The organism is Micromonospora sp. RHAY321, from assembly GCF_023896955.1.
GTDB lineage: Bacteria > Actinomycetota > Actinomycetes > Mycobacteriales > Micromonosporaceae > Micromonospora.
The window spans coordinates 328292-345619 of sequence record NZ_JAMHIW010000005.1; the positions used below are offsets into that span (position 1 = coordinate 328292).

General features: G+C 72.2%; 19 protein-coding genes. 14 read left to right on the forward strand and 5 right to left on the reverse strand.

Going from position 1 to position 17328, the window contains the following annotated elements:
* Nucleotides 1-49 precede the first annotated feature (49 nt).
* The 7 genes from M8C17_RS15045 (at nucleotide 50) to M8C17_RS15075 (ending at nucleotide 4761) form a co-directional block, all read left to right on the forward strand.
* Nucleotides 50-430, forward strand: a complete 381-nt coding sequence (locus tag M8C17_RS15045) for a hypothetical protein (RefSeq protein WP_252417061.1) — start codon at nucleotides 50-52, stop codon at nucleotides 428-430.
* Nucleotides 431-543: 113 nt separating this feature from the next.
* Nucleotides 544-1146, forward strand: coding sequence for a DUF4178 domain-containing protein (locus M8C17_RS15050; protein WP_252417062.1), 603 nt, complete (start codon nucleotides 544-546; stop codon nucleotides 1144-1146).
* Nucleotides 1147-1237: 91 nt separating this feature from the next.
* Nucleotides 1238-2062 (forward strand): hypothetical protein, encoded by an 825-nt coding sequence (locus M8C17_RS15055; RefSeq protein WP_252417063.1) that lies wholly within the window; start codon nucleotides 1238-1240, stop codon nucleotides 2060-2062.
* 72 nt (nucleotides 2063-2134) lie between these two features.
* Nucleotides 2135-2800 carry a hypothetical protein gene (locus M8C17_RS15060; protein ID WP_252417064.1) on the forward strand — a complete coding sequence of 222 codons (666 nt, stop codon included), beginning with the start codon at nucleotides 2135-2137 and terminating at the stop codon, nucleotides 2798-2800.
* A gap of 10 nt (nucleotides 2801-2810) precedes the next feature.
* A complete protein-coding gene (locus M8C17_RS15065; protein WP_252417065.1) occupies nucleotides 2811-3620 on the forward strand; it encodes an SDR family oxidoreductase in 810 nt (269 codons plus the stop codon).
* Between the two features lie 169 nt (nucleotides 3621-3789).
* The gene (gene pyrE / locus M8C17_RS15070; RefSeq protein ID WP_252417066.1) at nucleotides 3790-4326 is read left to right on the forward strand and encodes an orotate phosphoribosyltransferase; all 537 of its coding nucleotides are present in this window, start codon (nucleotides 3790-3792) and stop codon (nucleotides 4324-4326) included.
* A gap of 57 nt (nucleotides 4327-4383) precedes the next feature.
* Nucleotides 4384-4761, forward strand: coding sequence for a helix-turn-helix transcriptional regulator (locus M8C17_RS15075; protein ID WP_007454255.1), 378 nt, complete (start codon nucleotides 4384-4386; stop codon nucleotides 4759-4761).
* A gap of 168 nt (nucleotides 4762-4929) precedes the next feature.
* On the opposite strand, the gene M8C17_RS15080 is transcribed toward M8C17_RS15075, so the two are convergent.
* A complete protein-coding gene (locus tag M8C17_RS15080) occupies nucleotides 4930-5751 on the reverse strand; it encodes a DedA family protein (RefSeq protein WP_252417067.1) in 822 nt (273 codons plus the stop codon).
* 162 nt (nucleotides 5752-5913) lie between these two features.
* Here M8C17_RS15080 and M8C17_RS15085 point away from each other — a divergent pair, with 162 nt between their 5' ends.
* Entirely contained in the window at nucleotides 5914-6393 is a 480-nt protein-coding gene (locus M8C17_RS15085; RefSeq protein ID WP_252417068.1) for a SigE family RNA polymerase sigma factor, read from the forward strand.
* Between the two features lie 2 nt (nucleotides 6394-6395).
* Nucleotides 6396-7454: an LCP family protein gene (locus M8C17_RS15090; protein ID WP_252417069.1), complete on the forward strand. Its 1059-nt coding sequence runs from the start codon at nucleotides 6396-6398 to the stop codon at nucleotides 7452-7454.
* A 21-nt stretch (nucleotides 7455-7475) separates the two neighbouring features.
* On the opposite strand, the gene M8C17_RS15095 is transcribed toward M8C17_RS15090, so the two are convergent.
* Nucleotides 7476-7688, reverse strand: a complete 213-nt coding sequence (locus M8C17_RS15095; protein WP_252417070.1) for a hypothetical protein — start codon at nucleotides 7686-7688, stop codon at nucleotides 7476-7478.
* A 122-nt stretch (nucleotides 7689-7810) separates the two neighbouring features.
* Between M8C17_RS15095 and M8C17_RS15100 the strand changes: the two genes are divergently transcribed.
* Together M8C17_RS15100 and fbaA are read left to right on the forward strand one after the other, a co-directional pair.
* Entirely contained in the window at nucleotides 7811-8194 is a 384-nt protein-coding gene (locus M8C17_RS15100; protein ID WP_252417071.1) for a phage holin family protein, read from the forward strand.
* A gap of 143 nt (nucleotides 8195-8337) precedes the next feature.
* Nucleotides 8338-9363: a class II fructose-bisphosphate aldolase gene (gene fbaA, locus M8C17_RS15105; protein ID WP_252417072.1), complete on the forward strand. Its 1026-nt coding sequence runs from the start codon at nucleotides 8338-8340 to the stop codon at nucleotides 9361-9363.
* 53 nt (nucleotides 9364-9416) lie between these two features.
* Here the strand turns inward: fbaA and M8C17_RS15110 are convergent, their stop codons facing one another.
* Nucleotides 9417-10616 (reverse strand): LOG family protein, encoded by a 1200-nt coding sequence (locus M8C17_RS15110; RefSeq protein WP_252417073.1) that lies wholly within the window; start codon nucleotides 10614-10616, stop codon nucleotides 9417-9419.
* 249 nt (nucleotides 10617-10865) lie between these two features.
* On the opposite strand from M8C17_RS15110, the gene M8C17_RS15115 reads away from it, so the two are divergent.
* Entirely contained in the window at nucleotides 10866-11294 is a 429-nt protein-coding gene (locus M8C17_RS15115; RefSeq protein ID WP_252417074.1) for a DUF3151 domain-containing protein, read from the forward strand.
* Nucleotides 11295-11346: 52 nt separating this feature from the next.
* Here M8C17_RS15115 and M8C17_RS15120 read toward each other — a convergent pair whose 3' ends face one another.
* The gene (locus M8C17_RS15120) at nucleotides 11347-13659 is read right to left on the reverse strand and encodes a chromosome partitioning protein (protein WP_252417075.1); all 2313 of its coding nucleotides are present in this window, start codon (nucleotides 13657-13659) and stop codon (nucleotides 11347-11349) included.
* Nucleotides 13660-13728: 69 nt separating this feature from the next.
* Nucleotides 13729-14745 carry a hypothetical protein gene (locus M8C17_RS15125; RefSeq protein ID WP_252417076.1) on the reverse strand — a complete coding sequence of 339 codons (1017 nt, stop codon included), beginning with the start codon at nucleotides 14743-14745 and terminating at the stop codon, nucleotides 13729-13731.
* Between the two features lie 124 nt (nucleotides 14746-14869).
* Here M8C17_RS15125 and M8C17_RS15130 point away from each other — a divergent pair, with 124 nt between their 5' ends.
* Nucleotides 14870-16159 (forward strand): adenylosuccinate synthase, encoded by a 1290-nt coding sequence (locus tag M8C17_RS15130; protein ID WP_252417077.1) that lies wholly within the window; start codon nucleotides 14870-14872, stop codon nucleotides 16157-16159.
* A gap of 223 nt (nucleotides 16160-16382) precedes the next feature.
* Nucleotides 16383-17303, forward strand: coding sequence for a type IV toxin-antitoxin system AbiEi family antitoxin domain-containing protein (locus tag M8C17_RS15135; RefSeq protein WP_374558430.1), 921 nt, complete (start codon nucleotides 16383-16385; stop codon nucleotides 17301-17303).
* The last annotated feature ends 25 nt before the right edge of the window (nucleotides 17304-17328 follow it).

A 17328-nucleotide genomic window follows, 5' to 3' on the forward strand; every position in this document is an offset into this window, starting at 1 on the left:
CTCTTGATCAACAGGGTGGGGAGTGGGTGGGCGGGGAAAGGATGGGGACATGTTCGGGATCGGGAAGAAGTGGGAACGGGAACTCGACGCCGCCGTTGACGAGTTGGTGGGTGCCGACACGCTCGCCTTTGGTGGGGTTGGTATCGCCGGCACGATGCTGCCGGTGACCGAGGCTTACCACCGGGTCGAGGCCGCCGTCGACGACCATCCCGAGGAGGTACGCCGACAGCTCGACCGGCTGCTGGCCGAGGGCTCGCCCGCCGGCCGTGCGTACGCGGCCACGCTGCTGGAGCGGATCGACCCGTCGGCGGCCCGGGCGGCCTGGACGTCGCTGCGGGACGACCCGACCGAGTTCACCACCTTCGTCGGCTGCGTGATGGATCGCTCCACGCTTGGCGACTACGCCGCCCAGCGGCTCGCTGCGGCATGATCCATCCGCCGGTCGGGGCTGCCCCCGGTGGCTGAGCTGTCGGCCACAGCGCAAGCCTCCCCGGTGCCGAGGGTTGTTACCGTTCGCGCCGACGTACCTGGGGAGGTGGTCGGGTGGACGCTCCGGTGATGTACCTGGTGGCGGCGGTGGTCGTACTCGCGGTGCTCGTGGTCGTGATCGTCGTGCGGTCGCGGCGGCGGGCGGCGGCCCGGCCCGCCGGGCGGCCCGCGCCCGGTCGGACAACGGAGTCGCCGCGCGGTGGCCCGCACCGCCTGGCCCCGGGCGACCGCGTGCGGATCCGCGACCGGGAGTACGCCGTGAGCGGCACGATCCGCCTGGTCGAGGGGGACTGGAGCTGGGTGCAGCACCTGCTCGACGACGACTCCGGCACCGGGCACCGGCTCTCCGTGGAGGACGGCCTGGACCTGGAGCTGGTGCTCTGGACCGCCGAGCCGGGCGCGACCGTCACCCCGGGCGCCCCGACCATCGACCTCGGCGGCCGGCGCTACACCTGGTCCGAGACCGGGCAGGCGCGCTACACCGCCATCGGGGAGACGGGGCTGCCCTCGGCCGGAACCATGCGGTACCACGACTACCAGTCCGGCGGCGACGCGCGGCTCTCCTTCGAGGCGTACGGCGAGGAGGGCTGGCGGGTGGCCCGCGGCGACCTGCTCGACCCCGCCGACCTGACGATCCAGCCCACCGAGGAGCGCTGAGGGCGACCCGACGGGCGCGCCGGGCTCGCCGCGGCATGCCAGAGTGGCCGGTTGTCGATACGGTGTGGGCGCGATCTAGGGAAGGAGAATCGTGGTCGATTCCCAGAGCACGCCGGCCCGCCAGCGGCCATCCATCGTGACGATTTCCAGTTATCTGCTCTTCCTGTTCCTGGCGTGCCAGGTGGTCAGTCTGATCCTGACGCTCGCCACTGCGGGCAAGACCCGTGACGCGCTCCGTGAGGCGTACGAGGGCAGCACCGCCGAGGGCGCCGACCAGGTGGCGGACGTCTTCTACGCCATCGGCCTCGGCAGCGCCGTCCTGCTGCTGCTGCTCGCGGTCGTCCTGGGCGTGCTGGCCCTGTTCAACAACCAGGGCCGCAACGGCGCCCGGATCACCACCTGGATCGTCGGCGGCATCATGGTCTGCTGCGTGGGCGGCAGCCTGCTCAGCGGCGCGGCCGGCAGCTTCACCGGCGGTGACACCGGCGGCGACATGCCGAGTGCCGAGGAGATCCAGCGCCGGCTGGACGAGGCGTTGCCGTCGTGGCTCACCCCGGTCAGCATCCTGCTCGGCGTGATCAGCCTGCTCGCGCTCCTCGCGGCGCTGGTCCTGCTGGCACTGCCCAAGGCCAACGAGTTCTTCCGCAAGCCCACCGCCGGCTGGGAGCCGCCGACTCCGGGCGCCAGCTACCCGGGCTACCCGCAGACCCCGGGTCAGCCCGGTTACCCGCAGGCCCCCGGCCAGCCGGGCTATCCGTCCAGCGGCGAGCCGGGCTACCCGTCGACGCCGGGACAGGCGACCGGGTCGGGTGAGCCGGGCTACCCGCCGCCGCCCTCGACCGGTCCGTCCGGCACCGACCGGCCGGACGACACGCCGCCGGCCGACCGCCCCGGGACGCCGCCGTCGACGAGTTGACGATTCGATAGACACGACGCCGAGGATCCCTCCGAGTAGGTTGCAACCCGACGCCTACCGGAGGGATTCGTCGTGTCGTACCCCGGATCGGCACCGCCCCGCCGGCCCGCCGTGGTCCTGCTGGCCTCGGCCGTGCTGCTGGTGATGGCGGTGGCCGCACTCGCGTACACCGTGGCCGACCTGGCGGTGCTGGGGCGGACGGTCGACGCGTTCCGCTCCGCCGCTCAGGGCACCTCGGCGAGCCCGCAGCAGATCGACGACGTGGTGACGCTGCTGCGGGCGTCCGCGGCACTGTCGGCGGTGGTGGCCGCGCTCTCCGCGCCGGTGCTCGTCGGCCTGGCCCTCGGGCTGCTGGCCGGTCGCTCCGGCGTCCGGGTGGCCACCTGGGTGGTCTGCGGGCTCGGCCTGCTCGCCGGGTGTTGCAGCGTGGCGGTGCTCATCGGTGAGCGGGCGGCACCGCTGCGGCTGGGCGACGGCGAGCGGGCCACGGCCGAGTTGCTGGGCCTGATCGCCGACGCGTACCCGTCGTGGTGGATCCCGTTGAACGCCGGGCTTTCCGTCGGACAGTGCCTCGGTTACCTTGTGGTAGCCACGCTGCTGACCCTGCCGGCGGCGAACGCCTGGTTCCGTCGGCACCGTCCGACGGTGCCGACCATGCCGTCCGTTCCACCCCGGTTCCCGCCCACCCCGCACCAGCCCCCGCCGGCGCCAACCGCGCCTCCGTACCCGCCCAGGTGAGGACCAGCCCGTGACGCTCGACCCGACGACCGCCGAGCGACGGGCACTGATCACTGGTGCCACCGCCGGTATCGGCGCCGCGTTCACCCGCCGGCTGGCGGCCGACGGTTGGCACCTGGTGCTGGTCGCCCGGGACGCGGGCCGGCTGAGCGAACTGGCCGCCGAGCTGGGTGCCCGGTACGGCCGCGAGGTGGAGACGATCTCGGCGGACCTGTCCACCGACGACGGCTGTGCGGCCGTGGAGCAGCGGCTCACCGAGGGCACTCCCGTGCACCTGCTCGTCAACAACGCCGGCATCAGTCTGAACAAGCCGTTCCTGCGTTCCACCGCCGAGGACGAGGCGCGCCTGCTGCGGCTCAACGTGCACGCGGTCATGCGGCTGACCATGGCGGCGCTGCGGCCGATGACCGAAAGGCGGGATGGGGCAGTGATAAATGTCTCTTCGGTCGCCGGTTTTGGCGCGGTGATGCCGGGGTCGACCTACTCGGCCAGCAAGGCGTGGGTCACCAATTTCAGCGAGTCCGTCGGCCAGTCGACGCGCCCGTTCGGCGTCCGGGTGATGGCACTCTGCCCCGGCTACACACGCACCGAGTTCCACGAGCGGGCCGGCATCAACATGTCGAAGACACCCGAGTGGATGTGGCTGCGGGCCGAGGATGTGGTCGACGAAGCCTTGCGTGACCTGCGCAAAGGCAAGTTGGTCAGCATCCCGGCCTGGAAGTACAAAGTGGCCGTTGCCGGTCTGCGGCACGCACCGCGCCGGCTGCTCCAGGTGGTCGCCCGGGACACCCGCGGCCGGATCGGTCGCGACGAGCGCTGAGCCTGCGCCAACCGGCCGGCCCGAGAGTGCCGTCGCCGGGACGTTGGCGCGCCGCAACCGGCCCGGTCGCTGAGCGTAGTCGAACATCGCCAACCGTCGGTCCCCCGGCGGGCTGATCAGGGTGGACCCCGCACGCGGCGTTCAGACTTGCGCAGTAACCTCTATCGCCATGGGGGACCACGACGACCTGCGTAAATTCATTACCGACCTGGCTGTGGTCCACGGACGGGTCGTGCTCTCCTCGGGGCGCGAGGCAGACTGGTACGTCGATCTGCGGCGCGTCACGCTCCATCACCAGGCCGCTCCGTTGGTCGGTCGGGTGTTGCTTGACCTCACCGCCGACTGGGAGTTCGACGCCGTCGGCGGGCTGACCCTGGGCGCGGACCCTGTGGCGTTCTCGATGATGCATGCCGCTCCGGCCGATCGGGCACTGGACGCCTTTGTGGTGCGCAAGGCGGGCAAGGCCCACGGTCTGCAACGGCGGATCGAGGGACCGGAAGTGGCCGGCCGCCGAGTGTTGGCGGTGGAGGATACGTCCACGACGGGTGGAAGTGTGTTGACGGCGGTCGAGGCGCTTCGTGAGGCCGGGGCCGAAGTCGTGGGTGTGGCGGTTATTGTTGATCGAGGCGCCGGCGACGCGGTGCGAGCCGCCGGATTGCCGTACAGGGCGGCCTATACGTTGGCTGACCTCGGCCTTGTGGCGTAAAAGTTTGCCGATTCGGATCTGCTGATATGCAGGCGGATCGATGCTGCTGGTGGAAGGATGGAATACGTGGGAACTGCGTTGGCCGAAATGACTATGCCTCAGATCTCGCCGCTTGCCGGCGAGCCGATCGAACGTGCCGATGCCGAGCGTCTCGCCGGGGTCCTCAAGGCCCTCGCCGATCCCGCTCGGTTGCGGCTGCTCAGCCTGATCCAGTCGGCCCCAGAGGGCGAGGCGTGCGTCTGTGACCTGACGGCGCCGCTCGGCCTCTCTCAGCCGACGGTCAGTCACCACCTGCGTATCCTCACCGAGGCCGGCTTGCTGGAGCGGGAGAAGCGCGGTGTCTGGGCGTACTACCGGCTGGTCCCGAGTGCGATCGCGACGATCGCCGACCTGCTGACCCCGCCGCGTAAGCGGGCCACCAAGAAGGCCCGCTGAAGTAGGCACTGCACACCGTCCCGCGCCGGGACGGTGTCCGGTGGCGAGCCAGGGGTGGCGCCATCGGTGGGTGACACCTGCTCGTCCCCGGCCGCACCGCCGGAGGCCGGGTCCGAGATGCCGACGGCCGACCCCCTCACCGGGGGCCGGCCGTCGTCGTATCTCCCCTCAGCGCTCCTGACCGTGCTCCGGACGCCGACGGTCGTGCGGGTGGTCGTCGTGGTCGAACGTCTCGCGCACCGCCTCCACCGCGCCGACGGCGCTGGCCGCCGCGACCACGGCGACCGCCTCGCCGCGCTTGCGGGCCCGCCGGTCGCGGAGGAACTCGAAGAAGATCGGCAGCACCGAGATCACGATGATCAGGGCCACCACCGGCAGGATGTAGTGGTCGATCTTGTCCCCGATGGCCTGGTAGATCTGCTCGGCCAGCAGGTAGCCGATCAGCAGGATGCCGTCCACCCAGAGCACCGCGCCGACGATGTTCCAGAGCAGGAACTGGCGGGCCGGCATGCCCAGTGCCCCGGCAACCGGGTTGAGGAAGGTCCGCACGATCGGGATGAAGCGCGCCAGCACCACGGCCTTCGCCGGGCCGAACTTCTGGAAGTAGTACTCGGCCTTCTCCACGTACTCCCGCTTGAAGAGCCGGGAGTTCGGCCGCTCGAACATCGGCCGCCCGTACCGGGAACCGAGCCAGTGCCCCAGCTGTGCGCCGACGATGGCGCAGATCGGGCCGCCGATCAGCAGGCCGGCCAGGGAGAGCCGGGTGCCGTCGCCGAAGATGGCGTCCGCCACCGGGGATGCGGCCACCCCGGCGAGGAACAGCAGCGAGTCCCCCGGGAAGAAGAAGCCCACCAGCAGGCCGGTCTCGGCGAAGAGGATCACCCAAACGCCGATCAGCCCGAAGGTCTGCAACAGTTCCTTGGGATCGAGCGGGTTCAGGGCGACGCTCTCCACGAGCGCGCGGGTCTTCTCAGCTGTGTCCACGGCCACAAAGGGTACCGAAGACCCGGTCTCGTACCGCGCCGGACCGGGCCGCACCACCCCCTGGACGTTCACCGCAGCGGAAGTGGACGAGCCGGAAGGTTCAGCGGTGTCTCCGCAACGTTCCGGGCGTCCACTTCCGTCAACTGAGGCAGGAGCCCGGGAGGTGCAGTGACGTACGAGGAGTTCGCGGACACGCGGCTGGCCCCGCTGTTGCGGTACGCGGTGATGCTCACCGGTGATCCGCACCAGGCGCAGGACCTGGTGCAGGAGACGATGGTCAGGGTCCAGCTCAACTGGCGGCGGGTCGCCCGGGCCGACTCACCCGAGCGCTACGTGCGCCGCATGCTCACCAACCAGTACGTCGACTGGCGTCGCGGCTCCTGGATGCGCCGGGTGCTGCTGCGGGGGGAAGCCGACGAGGCGGTGGCGGCGCCCGCCGACCACGCCCAGTCCGCCGTGGACCGGGACCAGATCTGGTCCTGGCTGTCGCGGCTGCCGCGCCGGCAGCGGGCCACCCTGGTGTTGCGCTACTACGAGGACCTGCCCGACGCCGAGATCGCCGACATCCTCGGCTGCGCCGTCGGGACCGTACGTTCGTCCATCTCCCGCGCCCTGGCCACGCTCCGGGCCGAGTACGTGGAGGCCTGACCATGATCGAGGACGACCTGCGTGCCGCGTTCGCCCGGCACGAGCCACTGACCCCGCCGACCGGCCCGCTGCGGGCCGCGATCGACCGGTTGGCGACGGGCCGGCGGCGGCGCCGCCGACGCTGGCAGGCCGGCGGTGCCGCGTTGGCCGTGGCCGGCGTGCTGGGGATCGGGGTGCCCCTGCTCGCCCCGGAGCGCTCCGCGCCGCCGCCAACCGCCGACCTGCTCGGCGGGTCGAGCCGGCCGGTGGCGACCGGTGCGCTGAACATCCTGCTGCTCGGTCTCGACGGCGACGGGCGGGAGGCGTCACGAGCAGACTCGGTGGTGTTGGTGCACATCCCGTCCGACCGGAGCCGCCCGTACCTGGTCTCGTTGCCGCGTGACCTGGGGGTGCCGATCCCGGGCCACGGGACCGACAAGCTGAACGCGGCGTTCCCGTTCGGCGCCGGGTTCGACCGGCCGGACATGTCCAAGGGCTACGAGCTGACTCGACGTACGGTCGCCGAGCTGACCGGGGTCCGGGTGGACGCCGGCGTGGTGCTGACCTACCCCGGGCTGCGCAGGCTCACCGACGCGGTGGACGGCGTGCCGGTCTGTCTGCCCCAGCAGGTGCGCTCCGTCCACACCCGGCGGGTCTTCCCGGCCGGCTGTCACCGCCTCGACGGTGCCGCGTCGCTCGACCTGCTCCGCCAGCGGCGTGGGCTACCCGAGGGCAGCCTGGACCGGGACCACAACGCCCGGCTCTTCGCCGCTGGCCTGGTCCGCCAGGCCGCCAAGCAGGGTGTGCTCACCAACCCGGTACGACTCTCCACGCTGCTGGGCACCGTCGGCCCGGATCTCCTGGTGTCACCCGACCGAGCCGCAGTGCTGGACCTGATGCGGCTCGTGCCCACACTGCGATCGGTCGAGCCGAGCGGGCTCAGCCTGCCGGTCACGGAGCCCACCGGGCCGCCCTTTCACCTGCGCCCCGACCCGAAGCTCGCCCCGGAGTTCCTGACCGCGCTTCGCGAGGATCGGCTCGGCGACTGGGCGGCCCGCCACCCGGAGCGGGTCGACCGCTGACGCTCCGGCCGGGCTGCGGGGTCAGCGGTAGTCGTCCTCGTCTCCGCTGACCACCCGGGCCTGCTCCATGGCGTCCCAGTCGCCGACTTCCAGGCCGCGGTGCGGCTCGGCGTCGGCGTCGGCGGGGCCGACCACCGTGGCCTGCTCGACCGCGTCGGCCGGCTCCGCCTCGGGATCGCGTTCGTCCGCGTCGAGGTGGTCGCCGGGGGTGAAGTCCTCATCGGGCTGACCCATCGTCCCTCCCGGGGCTCGGTGCACGGTTCCCACCCACCGTACGGGGTGTGCCGGTGCCGCGCCGGGAAGCCGAGTCGGCGGAATCAACCCTCGGCGGCGTGACCCGGTGCCAGGATGGGGCCGTGGGCTTCCTCATCCGGCTGGCGATCACCGCGGTCGCGTTGTGGATAACCACGCTGATCGTGCCCGGGGTCGACGTGCACGGCCGCTCGGGTGGCAACACCGTGCTCACGCTGATCGTGGTGGCGCTGATCTTCGGCGTGATCAACGCGGTGCTCAAACCGATCATCAGGGTGGTCGGTTGTGTCTTCTACCTGCTGACCCTGGGCCTGTTCGCGCTGGTGGTCAACGCGCTGCTCTTCCTGCTCACCGACCGGATCGCCCGCGGGCTCGACCTGCCGTTCCAGGTGGACGGTTTCTGGGCGGCGTTCTGGGGAGCGATCGTGATGACCGTGGTCACCTGGCTGATCAGCGTCATCGTGCCGGACCGCCTGGACGACCGGTGATCGGAATCTCGGCCAGCACCCGGGGCGGTTTCTCCTGCACACCTCACCTACGGGATACTGCCCGCGGAGGACAGCGCGGTCCGGCGCACCCATGAACAACAGCGGCCAGCACGGCCGAGAGTGGTAAGTAAGGAGCGTTCGACATGCCCATCGCTTCCCCCGAGGCTTACGCGGAGATGCTGGACCGGGCCAAGGCTGGCCGGTACGCGTACCCCGCGATCAACGTGACCTCCTCCCAGACGCTGAACGCGGCGCTCAAGGGCTTCGCCGACGCGGAGAGCGACGGCATCATCCAGGTCTCCACCGGTGGCGCCGAGTACCTCAGCGGTCCGTCGATCAAGGACATGGTCACCGGCGCGGTGGCGTTCGCCGCGTACGCGCACGAGGTGGCCAAGAAGTACCCGGTCAACATCGCGCTGCACACCGACCACTGCCCGAAGGACAAGCTGGACGGGTTCGTCCGGCCGCTGATGGGCATCTCGCAGGAGCGGGTGAAGCGCGGCGAGCAGCCGCTGTACCAGTCGCACATGTGGGACGGCTCCGCGGTGCCGGTGGCGGAGAACCTGCAGATCGCCTCCCAACTGCTCGACGAGGCCGCCAAGGGCAAGATCGTCCTTGAGATCGAGGTCGGCGTCGTCGGTGGCGAGGAGGACGGCGTCGAGAACGCCATCAACGACAAGCTCTACACCACCGTCGAGGACGGCCTGGCCATGGTCGAGGCGCTCGGCCTCGGCGAGAAGGGCCGCTACATGGCGGCGCTGACCTTCGGCAACGTGCACGGCGTCTACAAGCCGGGCAACGTCAAGCTGCGCCCGGAGATCCTCAAGCAGATCCAGGACGCGGTCGGTGCCAAGTACGGCAAGGACAAGCCGCTCAGCCTGGTCTTCCACGGCGGCTCGGGCTCCCTGCTGAGCGAGATCCGCGAGGCGCTGGACTACGGCGTGGTGAAGATGAACATCGACACCGACACCCAGTACGCCTTCACCCGGCCCGTCGCCGACCACATGCTGCGCAACTACGACGGCGTGCTGAAGATCGACGGCGAGGTCGGCAACAAGAAGCAGTACGACCCGCGTACCTGGGGCAAGGCCGCCGAGGCCGGCCTGGCCGCCCGGGTCGTCGAGGCGTGCGAGCACCTGCGTTCGACCGGCACCTCGATGTCCAAGTAACGACGTCCCACCGACGGCCGGCTCCCCTGCAGGGGCCGGCCGTCGTCGTGTCGTCAGGACGACGCGGTGAGCAGCCGTACGGCCTCCCGCACGTCGTCGGTCAGGTGGATCGTCGACGACAGGTCGCCGAACGGGGATGCGGCCAGCAGCGGGCGCAGCAACGCCTCCACCGGCAACTCCTGCGTCCAGTACGCCCGGTCCAGGAAGACGTACGCCCCACTCGCCCCGTCGGTGCCGTAGTAGGTCTTGGTGGCCGCCTGGAACACCTCCTGCACGGTGCCCGCCCGCCCCGGAGCGAAGACGATGCCGCCCCGGGCGAGCCGCAGGATGGTGTCCTCCCGGATGGCGTTCGAAAAGTACTTGGCGATCCGCCCCGCGAACAGGTTCGCCGGCTCGTGCCCGTACAGCCAGGTCGGGATGGCCAGCCCACCGGCCCGCGCCCATCCCGCGTCGGTGCCGCGCTGCCGGGGCACGCCCGTGTACCGCTGCCGGACCGCCAGCGCCGTGGCGGTGTAGCGGTGGTGGTCGGTGAAGTCGGGCGCGGTGGCCAGCAGGTCGATCGCCGCCGTCAACTCCGCCGCCGGCTGGTCCGCCAGGTAGGCGCCGAGGTTCGCCGCCTCCATCACCCCGGGGCCGCCGCCGGTCACCACCAGCCGGTCGGCCCGGGCCAGCTCCCAACCCAGCACGGCCGCCATCCGGTACGCCGGGCTGCCGCGCCGCACCGCGTGACCGCCCATGATGCCCACCACCGACTGCGGCCCGTGTGCGACCAGCCAGGCACGGGTCGCGTCGGCGAGGGCGTTGTCCACCCCGTGGTCGTGCAGCCGCTGACCGAGCGCCTCCTTGACGTCCGGCAGCGCGCCGCCGTGCGCCCGGTAGTGCTCGTACACCCTGGTGTCGTACATGCCGGTGAACCCGCCCTCGGCGAACCCGGCGGCCAGGTCCTCGGGGGTGTAGAGGTGCGCCGGCTGGGTCGGGTACGGCAGCCCGGAGAAGGGCGGCACCACGTTCGCGCCGCGCCGGACCAGGTCGGCGCCGACGTCCCGGGACGCGAAGCGGCAGCCCACGAAGAGGGTGCCGGTGACCTCGACGCCGGTCAGGTCGGGCACCGGGGCCAGGTCGAGGCGTAGCCCCTGCACGGTCAGCCCGGTCAGGCGGGCGGTGGCCAGTTGCCGGTCGAACTCGTCCCGGGTCTGGATCTCGTCGGTGTGCAGGTGCGGCTCGATGACGTCCGCGGGAGGTGGGGTCGGCACCCGGCCATCCTGCCCGTCGGGCGAGGCCGGCCAAACCCCGGGCCAGGGTCGCAACGAACAGGAGCCCGGTGACCGTGGCCACCGGGCTCCTGCCTAACCGGGTCCTGGGGAGGCTCCGGACCATTAGTTGTAGTGGAAAACACCTGGCGGCGGCATAGGCCGCAGGCGTGACCAAACCCTCAGCCGTTCAGCCGAACGCGTCGGCCGACCCGCTCGCGTGTCGCACTGTCCAGCGGGTTGAATGGGGCGATGCAGAACCTTTTGCCAGAGCCACCGGCCACCCTCCTCCCGGCGAACGACGAGGCTGACGCCGCCCTGGCTGCCGCCGAGGCGGCCGGCACCGACGAGGCGTACGCCGAGGTGGCGGCCCGCTTCCCGACCTACAGCGCGGCCTGGGCGGAGCTCGCGGCGCGGGCGTTCGCGCAGGGCCAGGTGGTGACGGCGTACGCGTACGCGCGCACCGGCTACCACCGTGGGCTGGACCAGTTGCGCCGCAGTGGCTGGAAGGGTCACGGCCCGGTGCCGTGGTCGCACGAGCCGAACCGCGGCTTCCTCCGCTGCCTGTACGTGCTGTCCCGGGCCGCCGACGAGATCGGCGAGGCCGACGAGGCGGCCCGCTGCGCCCAGTTCCTCCGCGACTGCGACCCGGCGGCGGCGGACGCCCTGGCCAGCAACTGAGACCCGTCCCGACGGCCGGTCCGGCACGCACGCCGGGCCGGCCGTCGGCGGGTCACAGCCCTTCGGCGACCGCGGCGGCGATCTTCAGCCAGGCGTCCCGGGTGGCCGAGGAGAGCCCGCCGTACCGGATCGGCTCGCCACTGTCGATGAGTCGCTCGTACGGCGCCAGCAGCACCGCCCGGGTCCGGGCGGCGAAGTGCTCCTGGATGGCCGGCAGGTCGATCTCCTTGCGGGACGGCGGCATCGACACCACCGTCACCGCCTGCCGGACCAGCCTCTGCCGGCCGCTCTGCTCCAGGTGGTCCAGCATCCGCGCGGCGGTCTCCGCCGAGTCGTTCCGGGCCGACATGGTGACGACCAGTTGGTCGGTGGCGTCCATCGAGGCCTGCCAGTTCTGCGCCCGGACGTTGTTACCGGTGTCCACGAAGATCAGCTTGTAGAACCGGCTGACGACCTCCCGGATCTCCGCGAACGCGGCCGCCGTGAGCATCTCGCCGCCGGTGGCCGACTCGTCCGAGGCCAGCACGTCGAACATGCCCTCGCCCTGCGAGCGGACGTACTGCGACAGGTCGCCGACCCGTCCGTGCGCGCCCTGGAACTGACCGAGGTCACGCAGCATGTCCCGCACCGTGCGCGAGTGGAAGTCCTGCTGGGCACGCATCCCGAGGGTGCCCTGCGTCTCGTTGTTGTCCCAGGCCAGCACGTAGCCACCGCGCTTCTGCCCGAACGTCATCGCGAGCAGCAGGATGGCCACCGTCTTGCCGGCACCACCCTTCGGGTTGACCACGGTCACCTGCCGCAGCCCGCCGAAGTTGCGGCGCACCATCTCGATGTCCCGCTTGAGCTCCTGCTCCTGACGGCCGGGAGCCAGGCGGAGCAGGCCCATCTTGTTGACGACCGCGCGTACGCCCATGGTGGCGACCGGGTCGGCGGGCCGTACCTGCCGACGCCGGGCGAAGTCCTCGGCGGTGGGCGCCGCCGTGGTCTCCGGTGTCCAGGTGGCGTCCGGATAGCCGGTGGACGGCACCCGGGTCACCCCCTCGGCCTCCTGGTACTGCTGCGGCGGCGGCGTGGCCCCGGGCGTGCCCTGCTGCCAGGGCGGCGGGTACCAGCCCGGCGACGGCGGGAACGGCCCCGGCGGGGCCACCGGCGCACTCTGCTGCGGCACCGGGTTGTTCGGCGGGCCGAACTGGGGCACGTCCGGTGGGGGCGGGATCGGCGTCGGACCGGTCTGGCCCGGGGTCGCCCCGGCGTACGTCTGCCCCGAGTAGGTCTGCCCCGAGTACGTCGTGCCGGGGCCGGCGTGCGGGGTCGGGCCGCCGGATTGCGGCGGGCCGGGCGGAGCCGGGATGGGCGGTGCGGCGGCAGTCTCGTCGCGGGCCGGTCCCGACGTGCCGGCCGGTCGCTGCGGCGGATACGCCCAGGGCGACTCCGTGGTCGGCCGCGCCGTTGGCACGGCGGGGCCGTCCTCACCGGTGCCGGTCTCGCCGTCCGGGGTCGCCACCGGATCGGCCGCTGCGGCATCGGCGGTGGCGGGGCGCTCGACGGGCACGGCCGCCGCCGGGCGGTCCAGGGTGAACGGCTGATCCAGGTCGACGCCGCCCGGCACGATCGGCGGCGCGGGAACAGCCTGATCACCGGCCTGCCCCGGCGCCACCGCCGGGGCGGGTGCCCACGGCCCGGGGCCCGCTGCCGGCTCGGACGCCGCTTCAGGTGAGTTGTTCGTCGGCGCGGAGGCGATGCCCGGCGGGCCGCCGGTGGCTCCGGTGCCTCCGGAGGTCCCGGTGGCGCTGCGAGCCGACTCGTCCGCGGCTGCGCCGGCCATCTCGCCGCCGGCAGGCTCGGTCGACCTGCCCTGCGGACCGGCGGCAGCGACCACCGCGCCGTTCGCGGCGGAGTCGGTCGTCGGCGGGCCGGAAACGGCGTCCGGAGTCGGCGGGGCGTCAGCGGCCGTCGGGCCGGGAGCGTCGGGTGTCGGCGGGTCGGCCGGCGGCGTCCAACTCGGCTGCGGCGGGGCCCAGCCCGACCCGGTGGCGGACGGGCCGGTGACCCCCCAGCCGCCCGGAGGCGGCACCGCACCGGTGAGAGACGGGTAGTCGGCCGGCGACGGCGGCGCCGCGGCCGGTGCCCCAGGTTGCCAGGGGACCGCCGGACCGCCCGTGCCCGGTGCGGCCACCGGCGGCAGAACGGGCGACGAGTCCCCGGCCGACGACGGTCTCGCCGGCCGGTTGGCCACCGACGCCCACGGCGGCACGGCACCGCCCGCGCCGGGATCGGCTGGATCAGATGGCCAGAGTGGTTCGATGTCCCGCTCCGGCACCGGCTGCTGGCCGGGCACCTGCGCCCGGTCGGCTTTGTCGTCCATTACGGCCTCCCCAGTCCTCCTGCGAGGATAGGCCCACCAGCCGACGAGGGCCGGCCGGCGCAGCCGGGGTCAGATCGACCACACCGCCCAGGCGCCCGGCTCGATCCACCAGGACCGCTTCCGGGTCAGCTCGCCCTCGACGCCGTCGTCGAGGTAGGGCACCTTTCCCTCCCTGGGCAGCACCGACACGGCGCGCCCGCGAGCCCGCCGCACCTCCAGGCGTACCCGCTTCCTGCCCAGCGGCGAGCGGACGACCACCGGCACCGCCACCGCGACCTCGACCTGGCCGTCGGCCGGGTCCGGCGCCGCCAGGAGGGCCACGTCGTCGAGCCGGGCGTACCCGCCGGCGTTGCCGATGGCGCACGCCGACAGCGGTTCGTCACCGTTGGTGAGGACGGTGTCGTCCACCTCCACGCGGGCACGCCAGTGCAGCGGCCGACCGGCGTCGTCGGCGGCACCGAGCAGAGCGCCGTCCAGGGTCACCGAGCCGCCGTCGTTGCGCAGCAGGTCCAGCCGGCGTGGCGTGCCGTCCAGCACCGCGGCGGCCACCGCCGCCGGGTCGCGGGGCAGCCCGAGCTGCGCGGCCAGATCCCGGTGGGCGCCGCCGCGCGCCGGGTCGAGCGGGAGTACGGCCACCGGCGGCAGGTCGGGCACGGTCCGGTCACCGGGCAGGTCCGCCGGACGGCGACTCGGCGCTGGCGCGTACCGCCGGACCAGCCGGCGCAGCACGGCGCGCAACTGGGCGTCGCTGGCCGTGGCCACGACCAGGCGGGTCTTGCCGTCCAGGTCCGGCCAGGTGAGGCCGTCCGGGCGGGGCGGGCCGTCGAGCTGCGCCAACACCTCGTCGATCTCCGCGTTCGAACGGGCGGTGACCGTCTGCACCCGGGCACCCCGGGCGTTCAGCGCGTCAGCGCAGGCCAGCACCGGTACGCGGGGTCGCTCGGTGGCGCACCCGTCCCTGTCGCGGGCCTCTGTCCCCGGGTTGGTGTCGGCATCGGTCGCGCCGCCGCAGCAGGCCCCGCCGCTGCCGCAGCCCCCGGGAGCGTCCCGCTCCGAACCGAGGGTGAGCAGCACCACGTCGTACACGGAAAGAGCCTCCTGCCTCTCGCCGCGACCCCTGCCGGCCGCGCCGTCACTACTTGTTAACCTGACACCCCGGGCTCGCCAACCGGTCGCCACCTGGCACCCGAGCCTTCTGGAGGCGGAAAAGATGCCAGCGATCGTGCTCATCGGCGCTCAGTGGGGCGACGAGGGCAAGGGCAAGGTTACCGACCTGCTGGGTGAGCGGGTCGACTACGTCGTGCGCTACTCCGGCGGCAACAACGCCGGCCACACGGTGATCACCCCGGACGGCCAGAAGTACGCGCTGCACCTGATGCCCTCCGGCGCGCTCTCGCCCAACGCGATGATCGTCATCGGCAACGGTGTGGTGGTCGACCCGAAGGTGCTGCTCGCCGAGATCGACGGCCTGGCCGAGCGTGGCGTCGACGTGTCCCGTCTGCGGATCTCCGGTGACGCGCACCTGATCATGCCGCACCACCGGGCGCTGGACCGGGTGATCGAGCGCTACCTCGGTTCGTCCCGGATCGGGACCACCGGCCGGGGCATCGGCCCGGCGTACGGCGACAAGGTCGCCCGGATCGGCATCCGGCTCCAGGACCTGCTCGACCCGGGCATCCTGCGGAAGAAGCTGGAACTCGCGCTGCGCGAGAAGAACCAGATCCTGTTCAAGGTCTACAACCGCAAGGCGATCGACCTCGAGGCGACCGTCGAGGAGTACCTGGAGTACGCGGAACGGCTCAAGCCGTACATCGCGGAGACCCGGGCCATGCTCTGGGACGCCCTGGACCGGGGCGACACGGTGCTGCTGGAGGGCGCCCAGGCCACCATGCTCGACATGGACCACGGCACGTACCCCTTCGTGACCTCGTCCAACCCGACCGCCGGCGGCGCCTGCGTGGGCGCCGGCATCCCGCCGACCGCCATCAACAAGGTGATCGCGGTCAGCAAGGCGTACACCACGCGGGTCGGCGCGGGCCCGTTCCCGACGGAACTGTTCGACGCCAACGGCGCGCACCTGCGCAAGATCGGCGCGGAGTACGGCACCACCACCGGCCGTGAGCGCCGCTGCGGCTGGTTCGACGCCGTGGTCGCCCGGTACGCCTGCCGCCTCAACGGCGTCACCGACCTGGTCATCACCAAGCTGGACGTCCTCACCGGGCTGCCCAAGGTGCCGATCTGCGTCGGCTACGAGATCAACGGCGTCCGGGTCGACGACATGCCGATGAGCCAGACCGACTTCCACCACGCCAAGCCCGTCTACGAGGAACTCGACGGCTGGTGGGAGGACATCACCAAGGCCAGAAGCGCGGACGACCTGCCAGAGAACGCCCGCCGCTACATCGCCCGCGTAGAGGAACTCTGCAACACCAGGGTGAGCGTCGTAGGCGTAGGCCCAGGCCGAGACGAAAACGTCCTCCTCCACCCCCTCCTCCCCTAACCCACCCCGGCCCCCGGCCCCCGGCCCCCTCCGGCCCCGCACGGCCCGCTTCACCCCGCGTTGATCATGAAGTTATTGCCCGCCACCTCGGCGTGTCGCGGCAATAACTTCATGATCAACCGGCGGGCGATCCGGGTTATCCACAGGGGGCGGGGGTTGTCCACAGGGGGTGCATGGGGGTTTTGGGTTCGGTCAGGGTGGGCTGGTGGACGCCTTGGACGTTGTGCGGCGGGTTGCGGCCGCACAGGACGGGATTGTGACGCTTGGGCAGGCGCGAGTAGCGGGCCTGACTACGCACGAGGTGCAGCGGTTCTGTCGGGCGGGCCGCTGGCGCGTTGTGGCGCGCGGGAGTTATCTCGTGGATGCCGACCTGTATGACGGGGTGCCTCGGCGAGCGCGGATCAGGGCGGCGGTGACCTCCTTCGGCCCGGCGTCCGCCGCGGTGCTCGCAACGGCCGCGGAGCTGCACGGGCTGGCGGGTATGCGGGTCACCGAGATGATCCACCTGTCGGTGCCGGGTCCCGTCGCCAGGCCGGCCAGGGCCGCCCACCCGGAGGTCGTGGTCCATCAGTTGGTCATCCCGCCTGAACACCTCGTCCGGGTGGACGGAATCGTCGCCACCGAGCCGATCCGGACCCTCGCCGACCTCAGCCTGCGCGCTGATCGTTTCTCGGCGGTGAGCGTGCTGGATTCGGCGTTGAATCGTCGCCTCGTAGCGGCCGATGACCTGCTCTCCGTCCCGCGCCTGATCCGCGGGCGGCGGGGTGCGGTCGCGGCTCGTAGCTATCTCGGAGAGGCTGACGGACGGGCGCAGTCGCCGCTAGAGACACGCGCCCGGCTCCGTTGCGTGGACGGCCGGGTGCCACCCGAGGTGCTCCAACTCGAGGTCCGCGACGGCGACGGCTATCTGCTCGGCATCGGGGACCTCGGCTGGCGTGGTCACCGGATCATCGCCGAAGCCGACGGCCGGGACACGCACGACAACCCGGCGGCGGTCTTCGCCGACCGCCGCCGCCAGAACCGCCTGGTCAACGCAGGCTGGACCGTCCTGCGCTTCACCTGGTCGGACACCCTCCGTCCCGACTACATCCCGTGGACGGTCCGCCAGGCGATGGCCGCCGCCACCCGACGCCGTCGACCATGAGGTTGTTGCCCCGACACGCCGGGGT